The 21,250-nt window shown below is 45.9% G+C and carries 15 protein-coding genes; 12 read left to right on the forward strand and 3 right to left on the reverse strand.

Going from position 1 to position 21,250, the window contains the following annotated elements:
* Positions 1-231: 231 nt before the first annotated feature.
* Positions 232-2,403, forward strand: a complete 2,172-nt coding sequence (locus ACY652_RS00735) for a glutamine synthetase III family protein (protein WP_462266009.1) — start codon at positions 232-234, stop codon at positions 2,401-2,403.
* A gap of 529 nt (positions 2,404-2,932) precedes the next feature.
* Here ACY652_RS00735 and ACY652_RS00740 read toward each other — a convergent pair.
* Positions 2,933-4,720 (reverse strand): chloride channel protein, encoded by a 1,788-nt coding sequence (locus ACY652_RS00740; RefSeq protein WP_462266010.1) that lies wholly within the window; start codon positions 4,718-4,720, stop codon positions 2,933-2,935.
* Positions 4,721-4,785: 65 nt separating this feature from the next.
* On the opposite strand from ACY652_RS00740, the gene ACY652_RS00745 reads away from it, so the two are divergent.
* Entirely contained in the window at positions 4,786-5,967 is a 1,182-nt protein-coding gene (locus ACY652_RS00745) for an AIR synthase related protein (RefSeq protein WP_462266011.1), read from the forward strand.
* Positions 5,968-6,056: 89 nt separating this feature from the next.
* Here ACY652_RS00745 and ACY652_RS00750 read toward each other — a convergent pair whose 3' ends face one another.
* On the reverse strand, positions 6,057-6,611 hold the full coding sequence (locus ACY652_RS00750; protein ID WP_462266012.1) for a hypothetical protein: 555 nt from the start codon (positions 6,609-6,611) through the stop codon (positions 6,057-6,059).
* Between the two features lie 44 nt (positions 6,612-6,655).
* A complete protein-coding gene (locus tag ACY652_RS00755; protein WP_462266013.1) occupies positions 6,656-10,009 on the reverse strand; it encodes a TonB-dependent receptor in 3,354 nt (1,117 codons plus the stop codon).
* Positions 10,010-10,304: 295 nt separating this feature from the next.
* Here ACY652_RS00755 and lpdA point away from each other — a divergent pair, with 295 nt between their 5' ends.
* The 10 genes from lpdA (at position 10,305) to smc (ending at position 21,246) form a co-directional block, all read left to right on the forward strand.
* On the forward strand, positions 10,305-11,696 hold the full coding sequence (gene lpdA, locus ACY652_RS00760) for a dihydrolipoyl dehydrogenase (RefSeq protein WP_462266014.1): 1,392 nt from the start codon (positions 10,305-10,307) through the stop codon (positions 11,694-11,696).
* A 125-nt stretch (positions 11,697-11,821) separates the two neighbouring features.
* Positions 11,822-12,661, forward strand: a complete 840-nt coding sequence (locus ACY652_RS00765) for an MBL fold metallo-hydrolase (RefSeq protein ID WP_462266015.1) — start codon at positions 11,822-11,824, stop codon at positions 12,659-12,661.
* Between the two features lie 177 nt (positions 12,662-12,838).
* On the forward strand, positions 12,839-13,699 hold the full coding sequence (locus ACY652_RS00770) for a sigma-70 family RNA polymerase sigma factor (RefSeq protein WP_462266016.1): 861 nt from the start codon (positions 12,839-12,841) through the stop codon (positions 13,697-13,699).
* Between the two features lie 132 nt (positions 13,700-13,831).
* Complete coding sequence (locus ACY652_RS00775) at positions 13,832-14,365, forward strand: hypothetical protein (RefSeq protein WP_462266017.1); 534 nt, start codon at positions 13,832-13,834, stop codon at positions 14,363-14,365.
* A gap of 1 nt (position 14,366) precedes the next feature.
* On the forward strand, positions 14,367-14,591 hold the full coding sequence (locus tag ACY652_RS00780) for a hypothetical protein (protein ID WP_462266018.1): 225 nt from the start codon (positions 14,367-14,369) through the stop codon (positions 14,589-14,591).
* A gap of 133 nt (positions 14,592-14,724) precedes the next feature.
* A complete protein-coding gene (gene nfi / locus ACY652_RS00785) occupies positions 14,725-15,429 on the forward strand; it encodes a deoxyribonuclease V (RefSeq protein ID WP_462266019.1) in 705 nt (234 codons plus the stop codon).
* 65 nt (positions 15,430-15,494) lie between these two features.
* Positions 15,495-15,815, forward strand: a complete 321-nt coding sequence (locus ACY652_RS00790; protein ID WP_462266020.1) for a hypothetical protein — start codon at positions 15,495-15,497, stop codon at positions 15,813-15,815.
* Entirely contained in the window at positions 15,796-16,452 is a 657-nt protein-coding gene (locus ACY652_RS00795; protein ID WP_462266021.1) for an ATP-binding cassette domain-containing protein, read from the forward strand. Before ACY652_RS00790 ends, ACY652_RS00795 begins: the two co-directional genes overlap by 20 nt.
* Positions 16,453-16,464: 12 nt before the next feature.
* Positions 16,465-17,250 (forward strand): PhzF family phenazine biosynthesis protein, encoded by a 786-nt coding sequence (locus tag ACY652_RS00800; protein WP_462266022.1) that lies wholly within the window; start codon positions 16,465-16,467, stop codon positions 17,248-17,250.
* Between the two features lie 453 nt (positions 17,251-17,703).
* On the forward strand, positions 17,704-21,246 hold the full coding sequence (gene smc / locus ACY652_RS00805; protein ID WP_462266023.1) for a chromosome segregation protein SMC: 3,543 nt from the start codon (positions 17,704-17,706) through the stop codon (positions 21,244-21,246).
* Positions 21,247-21,250 lie beyond the last annotated feature (4 nt).

A 21,250-nucleotide genomic window follows, 5' to 3' on the forward strand; every position in this document is an offset into this window, starting at 1 on the left:
TTGTTAGATCGGAGTCTTATTTCCGATGTGCAGCCTTAATATTAATGATGAACTGTAACGGATAGCTTCAACATCATTAGCAATAAATTTTACTTATATCAGCCTGAAGTACAAAAAGTGTAACCGTTAACCTGTTTTTTGTTAACATTTCCGTAAATAATTTCAAACATTCAGCATTTTCAAGAGTACATTTTCTACTTTTGGTGAAAATTTTCTATAATTCATCAAAAAATGTCAAATTTCAGATTTCAGGCTTTACAAGCGGTGCTCAACCGGGTTTCTCCCGAAGTTAAAACACCGGGTGACAAAATCTCTGAGTACTTTGCTGCGAATGTTTTCGATAAGAAGAAAATGCGCGAGTACTTGTCAAAAGAGGCTTACCAAAGCATTTTGAGTTCAATTGATAATGGCGAACCCATCACCCGCGATACGGCAGAGCAGATTGCCTCGGCCATGAAAGCCTGGTCAATGAGCAAGGGCGCTACCCACTATACCCATTGGTTTCAGCCGCTTACCGGCTCCACTGCCGAAAAGCACGATTCATTTTTTGAGCCCACCGCCGATGGCGCCATCGAAAAATTCAGCGGTGATGCCTTAGCCCAGCAGGAGCCCGATGCTTCGAGCTTCCCGAACGGCGGCATCCGCAATACCTTCGAGGCGCGTGGTTATACCGCCTGGGATCCATCATCGCCGGCATTCATTATCGATAAAACGCTGTGCATCCCCACTGTATTTGTATCCTATACCGGCGAAGCACTGGATTATAAGGTTCCATTATTAAAAGCCCTGAGCGTAATGGACAAGGCGGCTGTTGATGTTTGCCATTACTTTGATAAGGGTATTGAGAAAGTAAACGCTTCATTAGGCATCGAACAGGAATACTTTCTGGTAGATTTGGCTTTGTTTAACGCCCGCCCGGATTTATACCTGACCGGCCGCACGTTGTTCGGCCACATGTCGGCCAAAAACCAGCAGCTGGAAGACCACTATTTTGGCGCCATCCCTACCCGTGTATATAACTATATGCGCGATTTTGAAACTGAAGCCTTGTTATTAGGCATTCCGTTAAAAACACGCCATAATGAGGTAGCACCTTCGCAGTTTGAGTGCGCCCCTATCTATGAGGAGATCAATCTGGCGATTGACCATAACCAGCTGCTGATGGATACCATGGACCGCGTGGCCCGCAAGCATGGCTTTAAAGTACTGCTGCACGAAAAGCCCTATGCCGGCATTAACGGTTCTGGTAAGCACAACAACTGGTCGCTAATTACCAATACCGGGAAGAACTTGCTGTCGCCCGGCAAAACGCCTAAGAACAACCTGATGTTCTTAACCTTTTTTGTAAACACCATTCGTGCGGTTTATGAACACGCCGATTTATTGCGTGCCTCAATCGCATCAGTGAATAACGATCACCGTTTGGGTGCCAACGAAGCGCCCCCGGCCATCATCTCTATCTTTTTGGGCAGCCAATTGAACGAAGTGCTGGATGAGATTGAAACTTCGCGCATCAGCAAGAAAATTAAGGATGAAGCCTCCTTATGGCAGGGCATCCCTAAAATCCCGCAGATTTTAAAGGACAATACCGACCGTAACCGTACCTCACCCTTTGCCTTTACGGGTAACAAGTTTGAGCTGCGTGCGGTGGGCTCGTCGGCCAACTCGGCCAGCCCGATGACCATTTTGAACCTGATTGTGGCCGACCAGTTGAAGAAGTTTAAGGCAGAGGTTGACCGCCTGATCAAGAAAGGCGAGAAAAAAGATGTGGCTTTGTTAACGGTTATCAAACGCTATATTAAGGAGTCGAAATCCATCCGCTTTGAAGGTAACGGCTACAGCCAGGAGTGGGAAGACGAGGCAGCCACCAGAGGTTTGTCTAACTTTAAAACTACGCCAAAGGCATTAGACGCTTTGGTATCTGATAAAACACAGGCGCTGTTTGAAGAAACCGGCGTATTCAGTAAACGCGAAGCCCATGCCCGTCACGAAATTTTGCTGGAAGAATATTATAAGAAATTGCAGATTGAGGCCCGCGTAATTGGCGAACTGGTAGACAGCGTGATCATCCCTACGGCCATTAACTACCAAACCAGGCTGATAGAGAACGTGAGAGGCTTAAAAGATATTGGTATGGATGCCAGCACTTACGAGGCACAACTGAACATCATCACCAAGCTGTCTGAGCATATCAACTTTATCAAAACCAACAACACCCAGATGGTGGATGCCCGTAAAAAAGCCAACGCCCTGGAAGATGCCCATGAAAAAGCGGTAATTTATGATGAGCAGGTTAAATCCTTCTTTCAGCCTATCCGCTACCACGTGGATAAGTTAGAGCAACTGGTGGATGATGCTGCATGGCCGCTGCCAAAATTCAGAGAGTTATTGTTTATTAAGTAAGCAGCAAACTTTGCTGAACAACAAGGCCCCGTTTAATATGGGGCCTTGTTGCTTGCAATTATCCGGAAAGCGTTTAGCTGAAAAGGCCGCCTGCCTATAATGCCGAAGTGGGCCCGGCACCCCATCGTCAGCAGCGCTGCAACAGTAAAAGTACAGGTTATACCCAGGCGTGTACTTATCCGGCGAGCTGCCGGAACACGGTTAGCATTCACCTGGTTTTGGATCTCAAAACGCGGGTAATCACAGCACCGTATCATTCAGGCGTAACCCGTTTTCAGCTCAAAGCTTGCATCCTGCAGGCATGAAAACCGGAGGTAAATAACATGGCAAAAGGCACAACTAAAAGCTCTAAAAAGTGTAAACCCTGCTTTTTTGCAATAGGCTGTTTATCAGAATTTTAAATGTGATATTTTCAAAAAAGTGTAAACTTTGGGTTTACACTTTTTTGAACTGATTAGAGGATATATTAACCCCTGTCCGGAAGGCAGTAATCAGGTAGATGCCTAAACCTGTACTACACGATATACGATCAGGATTGTGTAAACAAATCCGCATCCTTATGCTGCTGAATCAACGCCTGCCGGTACGTGTTCAGCAACGCCGATTTGGAGATGAACCCAATAAATTCTCCGTTGCGTGTTACCGGTAAACGCCAGAGATCCAAAGCGTCAAATACCTCCATTACGGCAGTTACCGGCTGCAAATGATCAATTACAGCCGGAGGCTGGGTCATTACATCGCCTACCGTTAAGCGCGAAGTATCGGCATCAAACATCTGCTTGCGTATTTCATCCAGCCACACTACGCCTTCCAGCTTACCGTCTTGCGTAGTTACCGCATAAATGTTGGCCTTGCCTTCGGCCAGCACTTTATAAAAAGCCGTTAAAGGCATGTCGCGCTTCAAAGTAGTAAAGTCGGTTTTAATCAGGTTCTGCAGGTCAATGGCCTCAAGCATTCCATAATCCTGATCCGGAAAGATGTGCCGGTCATGTATCAGCGATTGCCAGTACATATTGTGCTGGTTGTATAGCCGTGCTATTACGTATGACAATGCCGAAACTATCATCAGCGGTATAAACAGCACATAACCGCCTGTAATTTCAGCGATCAGGAATATAGCGGTTAGCGGCGCATGCAGCACACCGCTTAAGGCGCCGGCCATGCCCACTGCCATAAAGTTACTGGTGCTCAGGTGCATCATCCCGGTCTGGTTTACTATATAAGCTACCAATAAACCCATAAAGGCGCCCGTAAACATAGTAGGCGCAAAGGTACCGCCATTACCGCCCGAACCTAAGGTAATACCGGTAGCTACAATCTTTATCAGTACCAAAGCCGCTATAAACAGCATCATTGCGGCCGGGTGCTGCAGCCAGCCGGCAAAAAAGCTGCCCTCTTTTAAGGCCTCGAAGTTACCATTTAAGCATTCCTGCACATAATGATACCCTTCGCCTAACAGCGGCGGAAAAACAAAGATGATGGCCCCCAGCAGTACACCGCCTGCCAAAGCCCTTACATAACGGTTGTATTTTAACAGAATCCCCTTTTCCAGATACTCGGCTATCTTGGTAATGTATACGGATAGCCAGCCGCTTAACACGCCCAGCAGCAAATAGAAAGGCAGGGCGCTTAACGCCCAGCCTTCGGTTACCAGATGAAACAACTGCCGTGAGTTTAACAATTTGGCTACCACCACACCTGTTGCCGAGGCAATAAGCAGTGGTATAAACGTAGGAATGGTAATCTCGCCCAGCAAAATTTCGAGTGAGAACAGCACGCCGGCAATAGGACTGTTAAATACCGCAGCAATACCTGCCGAAGCGCCCGCCGCCAATAGAATTGTTTTCTCGTAGGCGGTAAGGTTAAAAAAACGCCCTGCATTTGACCCGATGGCTGCCCCGGTGCATACAATAGGCGCCTCCAAACCCGAGGAGCCGCCCAGGCCCACAGTTAATGAGCTGCTGATGAGATGGGAATAGGTATTATTATAGTTGATGTTCGACTTATTCTTCTTGATGTTGGCCAGTATGCTGCCAATACCTTTTTCAATACGGTCGCGGTTAATCATGTGCTGGTACACTACCGTAAGCAATATCCCCAGGGCAGGAAGGAAGATGTAGATAATGGGATAATTGAGTTGTGCCGAAATATGGCGGCCCATACCCTCCATAAGCTGCACCAGGTACTTCAAGGCTACAGCCGCAAGGCCGCCTATCAATCCCACCAACACACTCAGGTAAATTAAAAAACTGCGCTGGTTTTTTTGCGGTATGCGCCAGCTGTTGATATTTGAGCGAAGCAGGTGTATGTATTTCATGGGCCGGTGGCAGGTAATCTGTAATTTTAATGCTGAAAAGTAAGGCGAAGCCCTATCTTTGAAGCATGAGTTCGCAGCAAAGATACGACCGGCGCGGGGTATCGGCATCAAAAGATGATGTACATAATGCCATAAAAAATTTAGATAAAGGCATTTTTCCCAAAGCTTTTTGCAAGATAGTACCCGATATCCTCACCGGCGACCCGGAATATTGCAATATTATGCATGCCGATGGCGCCGGCACCAAATCTTCGCTGGCTTACACCTACTGGAGGGCTACCGGTGATGTATCGGTATGGCGTGGAATTGCACAGGATGCCATTATTATGAATGTAGATGACCTGCTGTGCGTGGGCGCTACCGATAATATTCTGCTGTCATCCACCATTGGGCGCAACAAGAACCTGATACCCGGCGAGGTAATTGCTGCCCTGATTAATGGCACCGAAGAAGTGCTGGCGCAGTTGCGCGAGGCCGGTATCGGCATCTACTCTACCGGCGGCGAAACCGCCGATGTGGGCGATTTAGTGCGCACCCTGATTGTAGATTCCACCGTTACCTGCCGTATGAAACGCAGCGACGTGATTTCTAACGACCGCATACAGGCCGGGGATGTGATTGTGGGACTGTCTTCCTACGGGCAAGCCACCTACGAGCACGAATATAACGGCGGCATGGGTTCTAACGGCCTTACCTCGGCCCGGCACGATGTATTTAATAAAAGCGTAGCTACCAGCTACCCGGAAAGCTTTGACCCGGCTGTACCCGGTGATCTTGTATTTTCAGGCAGCCGCCAGCTTACCGATTTAATTGATACAGGCAACGGGCAACAGGTAACCGCAGGTAAGTTAGTGCTCTCGCCCACCCGTACCTATGCGCCGGTTATAAAAGCCATGCTGGATGAATATCGCAGCCAGCTACATGGCATGGTGCATTGCAGCGGAGGCGCGCAAACCAAGGTACTGCACTTTGTGGAGAACCTGCATATCATCAAGGATAACCTGTTCCCTGTTCCTCCCCTGTTTAAACTGATACAGCAGGAATCAGGCACCTCATGGCAGGAAATGTACAAGGTTTTCAATATGGGGCACCGCATGGAATTATATGTGCCTGAATCTATCGCCCAGGAACTGATTGCGATTTCTCAGAAGTTCAACATAGAGGCGCAGGTAATTGGCCGAGTGGAGGGTGCTGAACAAAAGCAGGTTACTATACGTTCGGAGTTTGGTGAGTTTGTTTATCATTAAGTAATCATACCCTGCTAAGCCGCTCATTAATAACAAAAATGCCCCGCCTGATTCAGGCGGGGCATTTTTGTTATTAGAAAATCTGACCTTTAATTTTGTACTTTAAAGAAAGACGATTGTGTAAGGACAGAAGTTTTTGAACCGTCAGCAGTATAGGCTGTGGCCCTTACCGTGTAAGTGTTGCCTGATACCAAACCCAGCGCACTTAACTTCAAGTTGATTAAACCACTGTATACTTGCGTATTGTAATAAGTAGTTGGCTGCAAAGTATAGCTGATCGTGTGATTAATAACTGCGGCTTTAGCTGCTGTAGTAGCAGTTGCAGGTACAGCCGGCACGTAAGTGGCATCATAACCAGACCAACTGTTAAAAGTTGCCGTTGACACCACTACGGCTGGTGCAGTGGTATTTATGAATTCAACAGTGAATTTACCAGGCGCAACATTTGTAGTGGTAGCGCCAAACTGCAACTGCAGAATAGTTGAAGTAGTAAACGGACTGCTTTGCTGATAACCAAGGCTGCTTAATTGCAAAGCAGGCAGTTTGGTTTCAGTTGTATCTACATCGGCCTTTTTGGTACAGGAGGTAATACCTAACGTAGTAACGGCAACCAAAGCAGTGAAGATATATTTTATAATTTTCATGATTTCAATAATGCTTTATCAATTATATAAACTGCTCTTTTATATTAAAACAAATATTTGGCGCTTAACAATAAGCTCCAGGTAGTACCTGTGGTAGTTAAATCAGTCCACGGCTGGGTAACCAGTTTACCGTTTAACTGGCGCAGGTTATAGGAAGCAACACCAGTGGCATCAATGCCGGTATAGCTAACCGGAGCGGTGTAGGTAGCTAACTTCTGGATGCCCCAGTATCTGTTCAACAAGTTGGGCAAGTTCAGTACAGTGGCGCCGATCTGCAGGGTATGGCGAACATCACCGCTCATGATATAGAAATCCTGTTGCAGGTTTGCATCAATACGGTTATACCATGGCAAAAACGATGCGTTTCTTTGTGCATACTGGCCTCTGTGGCTTTTTAGGTAAGGCGTATTTTTAATGAACTCCTCGAAGGCCGCAGCTTGCTGTTGCGGCGTATAAGTATAAGCTACACCGTTAACAGTGGCTGAATACTGAACAAAGTTCATATCGCTCGCTCTTTTCGGGATGAACATCAAATCAGAAGAAGCGTTACCATCACCGTTCAAATCGCCGTTATACACATAGCTGAACGGTGAGCTGCCTGCCTGGCCCTGGTAGAAAACACCGATAGTAGTTGCAGCATGGTTTAAGTAATTAAAACGGTAAGAAGCAGATGCCACTACGCGGTGAGGTACGTAGAAACCGGTGTTACCCAATTCCACATCGTTAGAAGTACCTACGTTGGCAGTACCTGCCCATACTTGGGCTGCGGTTGAGCCGCCCGAAGCAAACGCTTCTTTTGCTTTGGTATAGGTATAAGCTGCGCTTGCATAAAAGCCGTTATCAAATCTTTTGCTGATCTGGCCGGTTAATACTACCGAATAACCTTTGTTGGTATTTTCTAAAGCTACTACAGTAGACAGGTTAGGATAGATTAAACGGTCAACTGCCTGTACAGCGTTGTTGGCTCCGGTACCAACATAACGAACACGTGAATTTGTGGGATCATCATTGTAAATTCCGGTTGGTGTTTTTAAGTTAACGTTACGCATTCTAACCGCGTTGATGTCCTTGGTAATTAAGGCTTCACCGGTAGCTAAGAAACCGTTACCCAGGCTTTTCTCAATAGCTAAGTTAGCTCTGAATACCTGAGGAAATTTAAAGTTACGGTCAAGTACAACCGTAGAGGTTGGAATAGCGGTACCTACAGTTTGCGGGAATAAGTTAGCATAAGTTGACGGATCAGGATTCAATCTGATATTAGCTAACTGAGCAGCAGTAGCCACAGCGCCGAAGTTATACATGGCGCTGTTACTTGGGCCGTTGGTTAAGAACACATACGGGATACGACCGGTGAATATACCTGCACCGCCACGTAATACCAATGAATTATCATCCATGAAGCTGGCACGGAAACCGATACGCGGCGACAGGTAGGTGCGGCTTCTAGGCCATAAACCAGAATTGTAACTTACCGTATTACCGGTTAAGCTACCACTTGCATCAGGAAACTGCAAAGCGGTAATCTGCGGGTTTTCAAGCGGGTTTTGCAGATAGATAGGCCTGTCAGCACGTAAACCGTATGTCAGTTTAAAACGGTCAGAGATATTCCACTCGTCCTGTGCGTAAAAACTCAAGGTACTCACCTTTAAATTAGCTGAGAATACCTGGTCTACACCCGGAACCAATGAGTAGTTATAAGTAAACTGGATAGGGGCTTTATTGGTCAGGAAATCATTCAACGAATTGTAGATGTATGAGCCTGCAGCACCCGGTAAAAACGCATTACCAATATACTGGTATTCGTAGCTTGCACCACCGGTTATGGTATGCTTACCTGCATAATAGGTAAGGTTATCATAAATGGTAGTGGTATTATCAATTACCTCATTGTACTTGGTATAAGGGTCAGAACCTGCGGTGATGTAGTTGTTACCCTGTCCATCATAAATATCAATGGTTGGGAAGATACCGCCCTTTGAAGTACGCGGGTTATCATAACGCTTAAATGTAGCCAGTAACTGGTTCGACAGGTTTTGGCTCAGGCGGCTGTTTAATTCGGCAGTACCTGTTTTGGTTAAGTTTTTGAAACCGTAGTTTGAATTTTCAAATGCAATTGACTGGCGGCTGTAACGGTTGTTCACCAAACCACCGCTGCCACGGGTGGTAGAAGTAACAGCGCCGGTAGTAGGGTTAGTTACGGTGTAAGTATATGCACCATTGTTAGGTGTTGATGAAGCATTGATTTGCACATCGCTAGTGGCGTTAGAATAGCTGTACTTAATGGTAAACTTATTTTTATCATTAATATTCCAGTCTAACTTAGCCAGATAGTTAGTATATTTCGGTTGGAAAGCCGAGAAATTATCATATCCGCCGGTTTCATAACCATAATTTGTTCTCAGATAGTTAGACACGGCCTGCAAATCAGCAACAGGCGTTACCGATACTGTACCTAAACCCGAACCGCCGGTTGGTGAATACTGGATGCCGGGCGTAGTGGTTACACCACGCTCAAAGTTGGCAAAGAAGAACAATTTGTTTTTAATAATAGGGCCGCCCAGGGTAAAGCCGTATGTTTTTTGGCTCGATTTGGCAATAGTTCCGCTCAGATCCAAATCACCAACACGGGTACCGTTATACGATTGGTTTCTGTAATACGTATACGCAGAGCCATGTAAGGTATTGGTACCGCTTTTGGTGGTTGCATAAATACCTGCACCGGTGAAGCCAGACTGGCGAATATCAAACGGGGCTACGTTGATAGAAAGCTCATCATAAGTTTCGATAGAAATTGGCTGCGCACCGCCACCTGGTAATAATTCGCTTGAAGTACCAAAAGTGTTATTCAGGTTAGCGCCATCCACTGTAATGTTGTTTAAACGGCTGTCGCGGCCGGCAAAACCGTTGCCGCCGTTAGACTGTGGCGATAAGCGGGTAAAATCGTTTACACTGCGGCTGAACGTAGGTAACGTACGCAATTGCGTGTTATTTACGTTAGTGTTGGCGCCCAAACGTGCGGTGGCAATATTTTTTTTGCCGGTTACGTTTACAGCAGCCAGCTCAACACCACCTTGCGATAAGGTAACGTTTAAAATATATGGCTGACCTAACTGCAAGGTAATGTTTTCAAATACACCGCGCTGGTAGCCAATGTAAGTAACTTCGACCCGGTAGGGGCCGCCAATACGCATACCCGGTAAGTTGAACAAACCATCTTTATTGGTACCTATGGAATAGGTAGTACCAGAGGGTATGTGTACTGCTCTTATCGTAGCACCAGGCAGGGTTTCACCCTTGTCATCCTTAATGGTACCCGACATGCTACTTGAAGTCACCTGTGCAAAGGCAAACGTGACAGCAAACAGCGACATGAACAAGAGAAGTAAATGTTTTCTCATACTTGTTTTGTGTTGTTTAATAAATTGTTTAAATGAACCTGTTTTGGCTGCAAATATAGATAATCACTTCATTTCCAACGTTAATTTAATGTTAACAATCCATGGAGTTTATCAACACAATTTCAACATTTTGTAAAGTAAGGTGTAAAATCTTCAACAATAGCACTGATTATCCGCATACTTCATGGCAAAACACCAAAATCAAACACATTGCGCCCCTTTCAGGATGTGGCATTATTTATAACGGGATTTGTTTAATTTAGCAGCCGTAAAAGTAAAAATCAAATCATTACATATGAACTACGACGTTATTGTGATTGGTTCGGGCCCGGGCGGCTATGTGGCAGCTATCCGTGCTTCGCAACTGGGGTTAAAAACTGCAGTGGTCGAGCGTGAATCATTAGGTGGCATTTGCCTTAACTGGGGCTGTATTCCTACTAAAGCATTACTAAAAAGCGGGCAGGTATTTGAATACATCAACCATGCGGCCGAATATGGTATAAAGATAGAAGGTAAGGCTGAGGCCGATTTTGATGCCATTGTTAAACGCAGCCGCGGTATAGCCGATGGTATGAGCAAAGGCGTTCAGTTCCTGATGAAAAAGAACAAGATAGAGGTTATCAAAGGTTTTGGCAAACTGAAAGGCCAGGGCAAAGTGGAGGTAAAAGCCGAAAACGGTGAAGCTACCGAGCATACTGCCAGGCATATTATACTGGCTACCGGCGGCCGCTCGCGCGAGTTGCCTAACCTGAAGCAAGACGGCCAGAAAGTAATTGGCTACCGCCAGGCGATGGTACTGCCCAGGCAGCCAAAATCAATGGTGGTGGTAGGCTCAGGCGCTATTGGTATCGAGTTCGCCAACTTTTATAATAATATCGGCACCAAAGTAACCGTAGTTGAATATTTGGATAATATTGTACCGCTGGAAGATGAGGAAGTATCTAAATCACTGGCCCGCATCCTTAAAAAGCAGGGCATCAACATCATGACCGGTTCTACTGTTGAATCAGTAGATACCAGCGGCGAATTATGCAAGGTAAACGTAAAAACCGCTGGCGGTAATGAGGTGCTGGAAGCAGAAATCGTATTATCTGCCGTAGGGGTAGCTACCAATCTGGAAGGCATCGGCCTGGAAGAAACCGGCGTTAAGTTTGAAAAAGGCAAGGTACTGGTAGATGATTACTACCGCACTAATATAGAAGGCATTTATGCCATCGGCGATATTGTAAAAGGCCAGGCGTTAGCCCACGTAGCTTCGGCAGAGGGCATTACCTGCGTAGAAAAGATTGCAGGCCAGCACCCCGAGCCGATTGACTACAACAACATTCCGGGCTGCACCTACTGCCAGCCCGAAGTTGCCTCGGTGGGTTACACCGAAAAAGCCGCCCGCGAGGCCGGTTACGAATTGAAGATTGGTAAATTCCCGTTCTCCGCATCGGGCAAGGCCAGTGCAGCCGGTACGAAAGACGGTTTTATTAAACTGATTTTTGATGCCAAATATGGCGAACTGTTAGGCGCGCACATGCTTGGTGCTAACGTAACCGAAATGATAGCCGAGATTGTAGCAATCCGCAAACTGGAAACTACCGGCCATGAACTGATCAAAACCATCCACCCTCACCCTACCATGAGCGAGGCCATTATGGAAGCGGCAGCCGCAGCTTATGATGAAGTGATTCACTTGTAAGGTTGGGTTAAAATTCAAAAGTAAAAAGTCAAAACCTTACAAGTTTTGACTTTTTACTTTTGGTGATGTTTATTTTCACCCGGCCGTTTTAAGACTTTTAAATTTTTACTTTTGACTTTCACAAAATGAACCTTCACACCATCAACACCGGCTACTTCAAACTCGACGGCGGTGCCATGTTTGGCGTAGTGCCAAAATCCATCTGGCAAAAAACCAACCCGGCCGACGATAACAACCTTTGCACCTGGGCCATGCGCTGCCTGCTGATTGAGGAGGGCAACCGGCTGGTTTTGGTAGATACCGGTATAGGCAACAAACAAAGTGAAAAGTTTTTCAGTCATTATCATCTGCATGGCGATGATACATTGGACAAATCATTAGCGCAGTTAGGTTTTCACCGCAATGATATCACCGACGTTTTTCTGACGCATTTACACTTTGACCATGTGGGCGGCGCAGTGGAGCGGCAAGGCGAACAGTTGAAACCTGCTTTTGCCAATGCCACTTACTGGAGCAATGCACAACATTGGGAATGGGCTGTAAACCCCAATGAGCGTGAAAAAGCATCATTTTTGAAAGAAAATATCCTGCCCTTGCAGGAAAGCGGGCACCTAAAATTTATTGATGCTGATAACGGCGTTGAATTTATGCACGGCGTAAACATCCGCTTTGTTTATGGCCATACCGATGCCATGATGCTGCCGCAAATTGCCTGTAAAGGCAAAACATTGGTTTACATGGCAGATCTGCTTCCATCCACAGGGCACCTGCCCCTGCCTTATGTAATGGCCTATGATATGTTCCCGCTAAAAACATTGGATGAAAAGAAAGAATTTTTTACAAAAGCTGTAGAGAATGAATACATTCTATACCTGGAGCACGACCCCATAAACGAATGCTGTACTTTACAGCAAACTGAGAAGGGCATACGTATTAAAGAAACATTTAACCTGACCGACCTTTAAACATTCTGGTGGTATGGCAGTTGAATAAATAACTGCGAAGCGAAAGTTTTTTAAAAATTGAATTAATTTCCGGCCCGTCATTTCATTGTATTTATACAGCCGGGGCTTAAATAATTCATAACAATTTCGTACCTTTGCACGTTCATTTCTTTAACACAAGAATCGAGGTATATTTAGATGAGACAACTCAAGATCACCCAATCAATTACCAACCGTGAATCACAGTCGCTGGATAAGTACCTGCACGAAATTGGTAAGGTTGACCTGATAACTGCCGAAGAAGAAGTAATTCTTGCCCAAAAAATACGCGAAGGCGACCAGGCCGCTTTGGAACGTTTGACCAAAACCAACTTACGTTTCGTGGTGTCTGTAGCTAAACAATATCAAAACCAGGGCCTTACTTTAGGTGACCTGATCAATGAAGGTAACCTGGGTTTAATTAAAGCGGCCAAACGCTTTGATGAAACCAAAGGCTTTAAGTTCATTTCCTATGCCGTATGGTGGATTCGTCAATCCATCCTGCAGGCTATTGCGGAGCAATCACGTATCGTGCGCCTGCCTTTAAACCAGGTAGGTTCACTGAGCAAAATCAGCAAGGCATTCAGTAAACTGGAGCAGGAATATGAGCGTGAGCCTTCGCCCGAAGAGCTGGCTGATATTCTGGAAACCACGGTGGATAAAATTTCTGATACGCTGAGCAACTCGGGCCGCCATGTTTCTATGGATGCTCCCTTTGTTCAGGGCGAAGAAAACACCCTGCTGGATGTACTGGAAAACAAAGAACCCAATACCGACTCCATCCTGATTGACGAGTCATTATCGGAGGAAATTAAACGTTCCCTTTCAACCTTGACTGAGCGTGAGCGCGAAATTATTGTATTGTTCTTCGGTTTAGGCAGCAACCATCCGCTGTCGCTGGAAGAAATTGGTGAAAAATTCAACCTGACACGCGAGCGTGTACGGCAAATTAAAGACAAGGCGCTGCAACGGCTGCGGCACACCAGCAGAAGTAAAATTCTGAAATCATATTTAGGTTAACCTCTTTTAAACGCCCCTGCTAAACAAGCAGGGGCATTTTTGTTTTACTTCGATTTTATGACTGTATAATTAATTATTTGCAAGTAACCAATCCCAAATAACAGATAGTTCACTATCTTGAACCGACTTATCATGAAAAAGATTCTATTTACAATCGGTCTGATTATACTGGTATGCTTTATAAGCGGTATAATAGGAGGGATAATAAAGTCTTCCAAAAAGCATCCGTTAAGATCAAACGAAACATTTGAGTGTAACGTCATGACCAACTATAGAGCTGATGGAGCTATTATTAAATATATAAAGCCTAAACTAATAGCTAAAAATGAACGCTTGGAGGTTGGTGTCGGATTACAGACAAATAGCAGTGATTATTATTTAACTTTTATAGTAAGATGCTTAAAGGAAGTTTCAACACCAGGAGATTTGACAATTCAATATAATTCTAATTTATCAGATACGTTTAAGCTCTACCATGCAGAGAAATCTTATAAAGACGGCAGTGATGTGTATTTAGCTGTATATTATTTGACAGCAAATGATGCTAAAAATCTTAAAAACAATAAAATAAGATATATTTCTTTTAAGGATGGTGACACACTAAATGCAATGACTGCATATGCAAATCAAGATGTTTTAAACAGAGCATACTCCTGTCTTCAATAATATGGAAGTTATAGTTATTATCATAGCAATACTTGTTTCGCTTGTATTCTGCTTTTTTACTGGTTTATTCGTAATAGGATTATCGGGTATTGGAAAAAACATAAAAACCAATTCAGCACTAATCATTTCTTCTATTGTTGCTGGTATAGTTGCAATTATGTTTTTTGGAACTGCCCTTAAAGGATGCAGGTCGAGTGAGAATGAGCAGATTTATATTAAAGAATAGTTTCACTGTGTAAAATTAAATCATCACATTAGGTATGTATATATTGTTGACCTGTTATTAGAACTGTGTAGGATTCATTTGAACAGTTAAATAATCTCACAAAAAAACGGCTCTAGTTTTGTTTAATTCTGCTGTGGAACCTTCAAAATACGAACAATTGACCGCCGAGCAGGCCATTGCCTACCAACAAGAATTAAGGCACCAGATAAAACTGCAACCGCTTGAAAAGGAAATCAGGGTGATTGCCGGTTCTGACATTTCGTTCAATAAATATTCGGAGGTGGTGTATGCCGGCATCATCCTGCTCAAATACCCAACTATGGAAATCATCGGCCATAGCACCGCCGTGAGCCGTACTACGTTTCCCTATATTTCCGGTTTACTGGCCTTTCGGGAAGTGCCCGCTTTGTTAGAAGCCTGGAACAAACTGGAAACCAAGCCTGATGTACTGGTATTGGACGGGCAGGGCATTGCCCACCGCAGGCGCATGGGTATTGCCTCGCACTTTGGGGTAATTACCAATACGCCTACCATTGGCAGCGCCAAAAGCCGCCTGTTTGGCCGTTACGAGGAGCCAGCCAATGAGCCGGGAGCCGAAAGCCCGATGTATGACCGGCAGGAAGTAATTGGCACCGCACTGCGCAGCAAACGCAACTGTAACCCCATCTACATATCGCCGGGGCATTTAATTACGATGGAGCAAAGCGTAGATATAATTAAACACTGCCTGAAAGGTTACCGCATACCCGAACCCACCCGGCAGGCGCACATGCTGGTGAATAAAGTACGCACCGACAGCATGGAACAGACCAGCCAGCAATATGATCTGTTTAAATAAATACAGGCAGCTACAATTAGCGCAGCTAACTTCCGTTTAGGTAACAACCAACCGCCGTTTATTGCATGACGAATCTCCGCCTGCTGCTCTGGGTGTTTTATAAGCCGCTGTTTATTATTAATCTGGTAGCTACAAGCTATACCATTAAGGTAATTGTTGCAGACCGTCTGTTAAGTATACCTTTCCTTGTGCTAATTAAGTTGTTGGGGTATTTATGTGGTACCGGCTATCAGTATGTAGCAGCATCACATCACTATTATTTTTACCGAAATGCCGGTTACCGCATCCGAAAGCTCTATGCCTACACGTATCTGCTTGACTTTGCTGCTTTCACTTTAATAATTACCGCCACCATATCCGTTCTGAATGCCATTATTAAAAATTGATAGCGTTGAGCTAAGTTACGACGGCCGGAAAATATTACAGGACGTATTTCTGCAGTGCCAATCCGGTGAGGTATTGGGCATCCTTGGTCGCAACGGTTCAGGTAAATCAAGTTTACTCAAAGTAATATTCGGTTCGGTTAATGCTGAACATAAATATATGAGTGTAGATGATGTTTACATTGATAAAGGATACACCCATCATCATATTGCTTACCTGCCGCAGCATAATTATCTACCAGTGCATGTACCTGTCTTTCAACTGGCAGAACTGATAATTAATAAAGAAGACTGGGGCGAGTTCAGCAGTTTTCCGGTTTACCAACTGAATCATAAGAAACGTATAAAAGAGGTATCGGGTGGCGAACAGCGCCAATTGGAAATACTGATGGTGCTGTACAGTGCTGCGCCTTTTATTCTGCTGGATGAACCCTTTACCCATATATCGCCCATACAGGCGGAGGCGCTTAAAGAACTCATTAAAAAGCGCTCGGCCGTTAAAGGCATCATCGTTACCGATCACCAATACTATAATGTGCTGGATGTTGCTCACCGCATTATTTTGATGAACAACGGCCGCACGCAACCGCTAAATAATCAGGAGGATTTGGTTACTTACGGCTATCTTAGCGGCCTATAAAGTAAGTAGCTCATGACTATTCCTATCTACCAGGCCGATGCCTTTACCAGCCGCCTGTTCGGCGGCAATCCGGCAGCGGTTTGCCCGCTTACCAACTGGTTACCCGATACCACCATGCAGCAAATTGCGCTGGAAAACAACCTGGCCGAAACGGCATTTTTTGTAAAGACGGATGCCGGCTTCCACCTGCGCTGGTTTACCCCCGAGCTGGAGATTGACCTTTGCGGCCATGCCACGCTGGCTTCGGCGCATATTATTTTTACGCAGTTAGGCTATACGGATGAAGTTATCCATTTTACCACAGAGCAGGCCGGCACCCTAACTGTTACCCGCGAGGCCGATAAATATACGTTAGACTTTCCTTCGCGCCCGCCCTATGCTACCGAAATACCGGCCGGACTGGTGGAGGCGCTGGGTGGCAAGCAGCCTCTGCACACCCTCCGCTCCCGCGACTATTTTCTGGTATATGAAAGCGAAGATGATATTATAAACATCGTGCCCGACCACGCTTTTCTGTCTAAAATCGATGCCATCGGCGTAATTGTAACCGCACCGGGTAAAGAGGTTGATTTTGTATCCCGCTTTTTTGCCCCTGCCGCCAGTGTGCCCGAAGACCCGGTAACCGGTTCTGCGCATTGTAACCTCATTCCCTACTGGGCCGGCCGCCTGGGTAAGAACGAGCTGCACGCCTATCAGCTTTCGGCACGTAAGGGCGAGCTGTGGTGCGAGCTGAAAGGCGACCGGGTGCTGATGAGTGGTAACGCGGTTACATATCTGAAGGGTGAGATATATTTGTAATAACACCATATTCCCGCTCATAAAAGTCTATAAAAAGCCATAAACTGCTCATAAAATCCAGGGTGAAAAGCGTTGTATTTAGCGGTTTAACTTCTATTCAGGTGTTCACGTTCACGGTGGTGTGAACACCCGTGAACACCCGTGAACGCTGACAGGTTGGTGTCAGTAGTGCTCAAAATGGCAATATCATTGCCCATACCTATTGCCTAAGATGCGGCCTTGACTTTTCCGGCAACCACTACACTGGCCTAAGCACAAACTTTTTAAAGAAAAGGGTGCGGCCACAAGTTTTCTTCTGGTTACTTTTATTTTGCGGGAAAAGAAAAGTAACAGCCATCAACATTTCATCAAAGCACGCTATCAACCTCATGAAATGCTGCAAAAGCAACATTTTCAAATCCCAAAAATATTAGCTATTTTTGATAGTAAACTATTGAGGAATAAATACGGTAAATGCAGTTAACGCGCTTAGAAGTTAAGGGCTTTAAAAGTTTTGGCGACAAAATTACCATCAATTTTGATGAAGGCGTAACGGCCATTGTGGGGCCCAACGGCTGCGGAAAGTCCAATGTGGTGGATTCTATACGGTGGGTGCTGGGCGAACAGAGCACGCGTATGCTGCGCTCCGAAAAGATGGAGAACATCATCTTCAACGGTACCAAAAGCCGTAAGCCCGCTAACCTGGCCGAGGTTTCGCTCACCTTTGATAACACCCAAAACATCCTCCCTACCGAATATTCGCAGGTTACCCTTACCCGAAAACTATACCGCACCGGCGAGAGCGAGTACCGCCTCAATGATGTACAATGCCGCCTCAAAGACATTACCGACCTGTTTTTGGATACCGGTATCGGCTCCGACTCCTACGCCATCATCGAGCTGAAGATGATCGACGAGATCATCACCAACAAAGAAGGTTCAAGGCGAAACCTGTTTGAGGAAGCATCGGGCATCTCCAAATACAAGCTGCGCAAAAAACAAACCTTCGCGCGGCTCAAAGATACCGAAGCCGATTTAGAGCGGGTGCAGGATTTACTGTTCGAGATAGAAAAGAACCTGAAGACGCTGGAAAATCAGGCCAAGAAAGCCGAACGTTATTACCGGCTTAAGGAGCAGTACAAGGAACTGAGCATCGCCCTGGCTTCTATCCGCATCGGCACCTTCGGGCAATCACTGGCGGTAATTGAGCAGCAGGAACAGCAGCAACAGGATAACAAACTGGCCATCATCACCGAAGCAGACCAACTGGAAGCCAATATTCAAAAGCAAAAGCTGGATAGCCTGACCAGCGAAAAGAACCTCTCGGTACAGCAAAAAGCGACCAACGAGTTTGTAGCCAAAATCCGCAGTTACGAAAGCGAGCGCAAAATTAAAAATGAGCAGCTGAAGTTTGAGCAAGCCAGAGAAACGCGCTTAATGCAGGATCTGGAACAGGATAAAACACAGCTTAACCACGTGCTTTACACCCTGAAACGTTTGGCCGAAGACTGCCTGCGTGACGAAGACAATTTGCAAACACTGCAAAATCAGGTTGCCGACTTAAAAGCGGCCGTAGACGAACTGCGGGACGGGCAAAACGATGCCCGTAACGAGTTGCAGGAACTTACCAGCATCAACAACCGGCTGCAAAATCAAATTTACAAATTAGAGAAGGATCTGGATATTCTGCACATACAGCAGCAGGCGCTGGAGCAGGAAAGCAGGCGCAACACAGAAGATGCAAGCGGCAGGGAGATAGAACTCAGCCGCTTCAACCAGGCCATTGCCGAACTGCAACACCGCTCTGAAACTACGGCGCAGCAACACCAGGCGGCTGTTGATTTTGAGCAAGCGTTACAGCAAAAGATAAGTGATACCGAAGCTGCCGTTGTTGCCGAAAAAGAAGCACTGAACCAGCAAAGCCGCCGGCTGGATGCCAAACAGAACGAGTACAATCTTACCAAAAGCCTGGTTGATAGTTTAGAAGGCTTTCCGGAATCCATCCGGTTTTTGAAAAAGAATGCCGCCTGGGTAAAGAAAGCGCCATTGCTGAGCGACATTATATTTTGCCCCGAGGACTGCCGGGTAGCCATTGAAAACTACCTGGAGCCGGTAATGAACTACTTTGTAGTAAACACTTATGAGGATGCCATTGAGGCCATTAACCTGTTAAGCCAGTCGGCACGGGGACGGGCGCAGTTTTTTATACTGGAAAATTACAAAGAGCAATCATTTACCGTTGCGCCTGTAGAGGCTGAGGGCTTGGTGGCGGCACTTAGTGTGATAGAAAGTGATACCGTATACCACCCGCTTTGCAATTACCTGCTGCGCAATGTTTATCTGATTGACGACAATGCTTATACCGTGATTGACAGCCAACCTCTGCCCGGCCAAATGATGCTGCTGGGCAAAAGCGGCAAGTTCAGCAAATCAAAGTTTACCATGTCAGGCGGCTCGGCGGGTTTGTTCGAAGGTAAGCGTATCGGGCGTGGCAAGAATTTGGAGCTACTGGCCGAAAGCCTAAAATTATTGCAAACCGGCATACAGCAGCACAAAAACCGCATTGAACAACTGCAAAGTGAGCTAATTGCACTAAAACAAGCAGGCAAAGCAGCCGAAATCAAGCAAATTCAGCAGGAATTGAACCGCCTGCATACCGAACTGATAATGGTGCAAACCCGGCAGGAACAGCACCAAACTTTTATTACCGGCAGCCATAACCGCAAGGAAGATATTGCCCGCAAAATGGAAGCGATTACGCAGGAGATTCAATCACTCACTCCGCAACTGGCAGAACTGAAAGCCCAAAAAGAAATACAGCAAGATACGGTGATTGACAGTCAGCAGGCCTATAACGAATTGGCCGAAACCATCACCGTACAGTCCAACCGCTACAATCAGCAAAACATTGCCTACCATCAGCAGCAAAACCGGGTATCGGGCTTACAGAAAGACATAGAATACCGCGAGGTACAGCAGGAAGCCTTAGAAAAGCGCATAGACCAGAACACCGCTGAACTGGAAAAAGCTAAGGCCGCCCTGCTGCAACATGCCGCCCAGAGCAGCACCCCGGATGATGACCTGCTGGCGATGTATGAGCAGCGCGACGAATTGGAAAAAGCTACCCGGCAGGCTGAACAGGAATATTATACCATGCGGGGTAATATTACCGAAGCGGAAAACAGCCTGTCGCAATTGCGGCGCAAAAAAGAGCAGGCCGAGTTGATTGAAAACGAGCTGAAGGATAAGCGCAACAACCTGCGCATTGAACTGAATGCCTTAAAAGAACGGCTTTCGGTAGAGTTTAATATAGACATTCAGGATTTACTGGAAGCTGAACCGGATGCTGCCATAAATGAAGACGAACTGCGTGAACGTACCCAAAAGCTGAAAAGGCAGATTGACGAATATGGGGCTATTAACCCTATGGCGATGGAAGCCTACCAGGAAATGAACCAGCGCTATGAGTTTATCCAAACCCAGAAGAAGGACCTGGCCGAAGCTAAGCAGGTGCTGCTGAATACCATACAGGAAATTGATGATACCGCCCGTGAAAAGTTTATGTCGGCCTTTATAATGGTGCGCGAGAACTTTATCAAGGTGTTCCGTTCGCTGTTCAATGAGGAAGACTCCTGCGATTTGATCCTGACCGACCCGCAGCACCCGCTGGAATCAGACATTGACATTATTGCCCGGCCAAAAGGTAAACGTCCGCTGTCTATCAACCAGCTGTCGGGCGGTGAAAAAACACTGACGGCTACGGCTATCCTGTTCTCCCTTTACCTGCTTAAACCTGCCCCCTTCTGTATCTTTGATGAAGTGGATGCGCCGCTGGATGATACCAATATCGATAAGTTTAACAACATTATCCGTAAATTCTCCGATCAGTCGCAGTTCATCGTGGTATCGCACAATAAAAAAACCATCGCCAGCACCGATGTTATCTACGGGGTGACGATGGTTGAACAGGGAATATCCCGCGTGGTGCCGGTTGACTTACGGCTCCTGGCAGACTAATCTT

Source organism: Mucilaginibacter sp., assembly GCF_965200995.1.
GTDB lineage: Bacteria > Bacteroidota > Bacteroidia > Sphingobacteriales > Sphingobacteriaceae > Mucilaginibacter.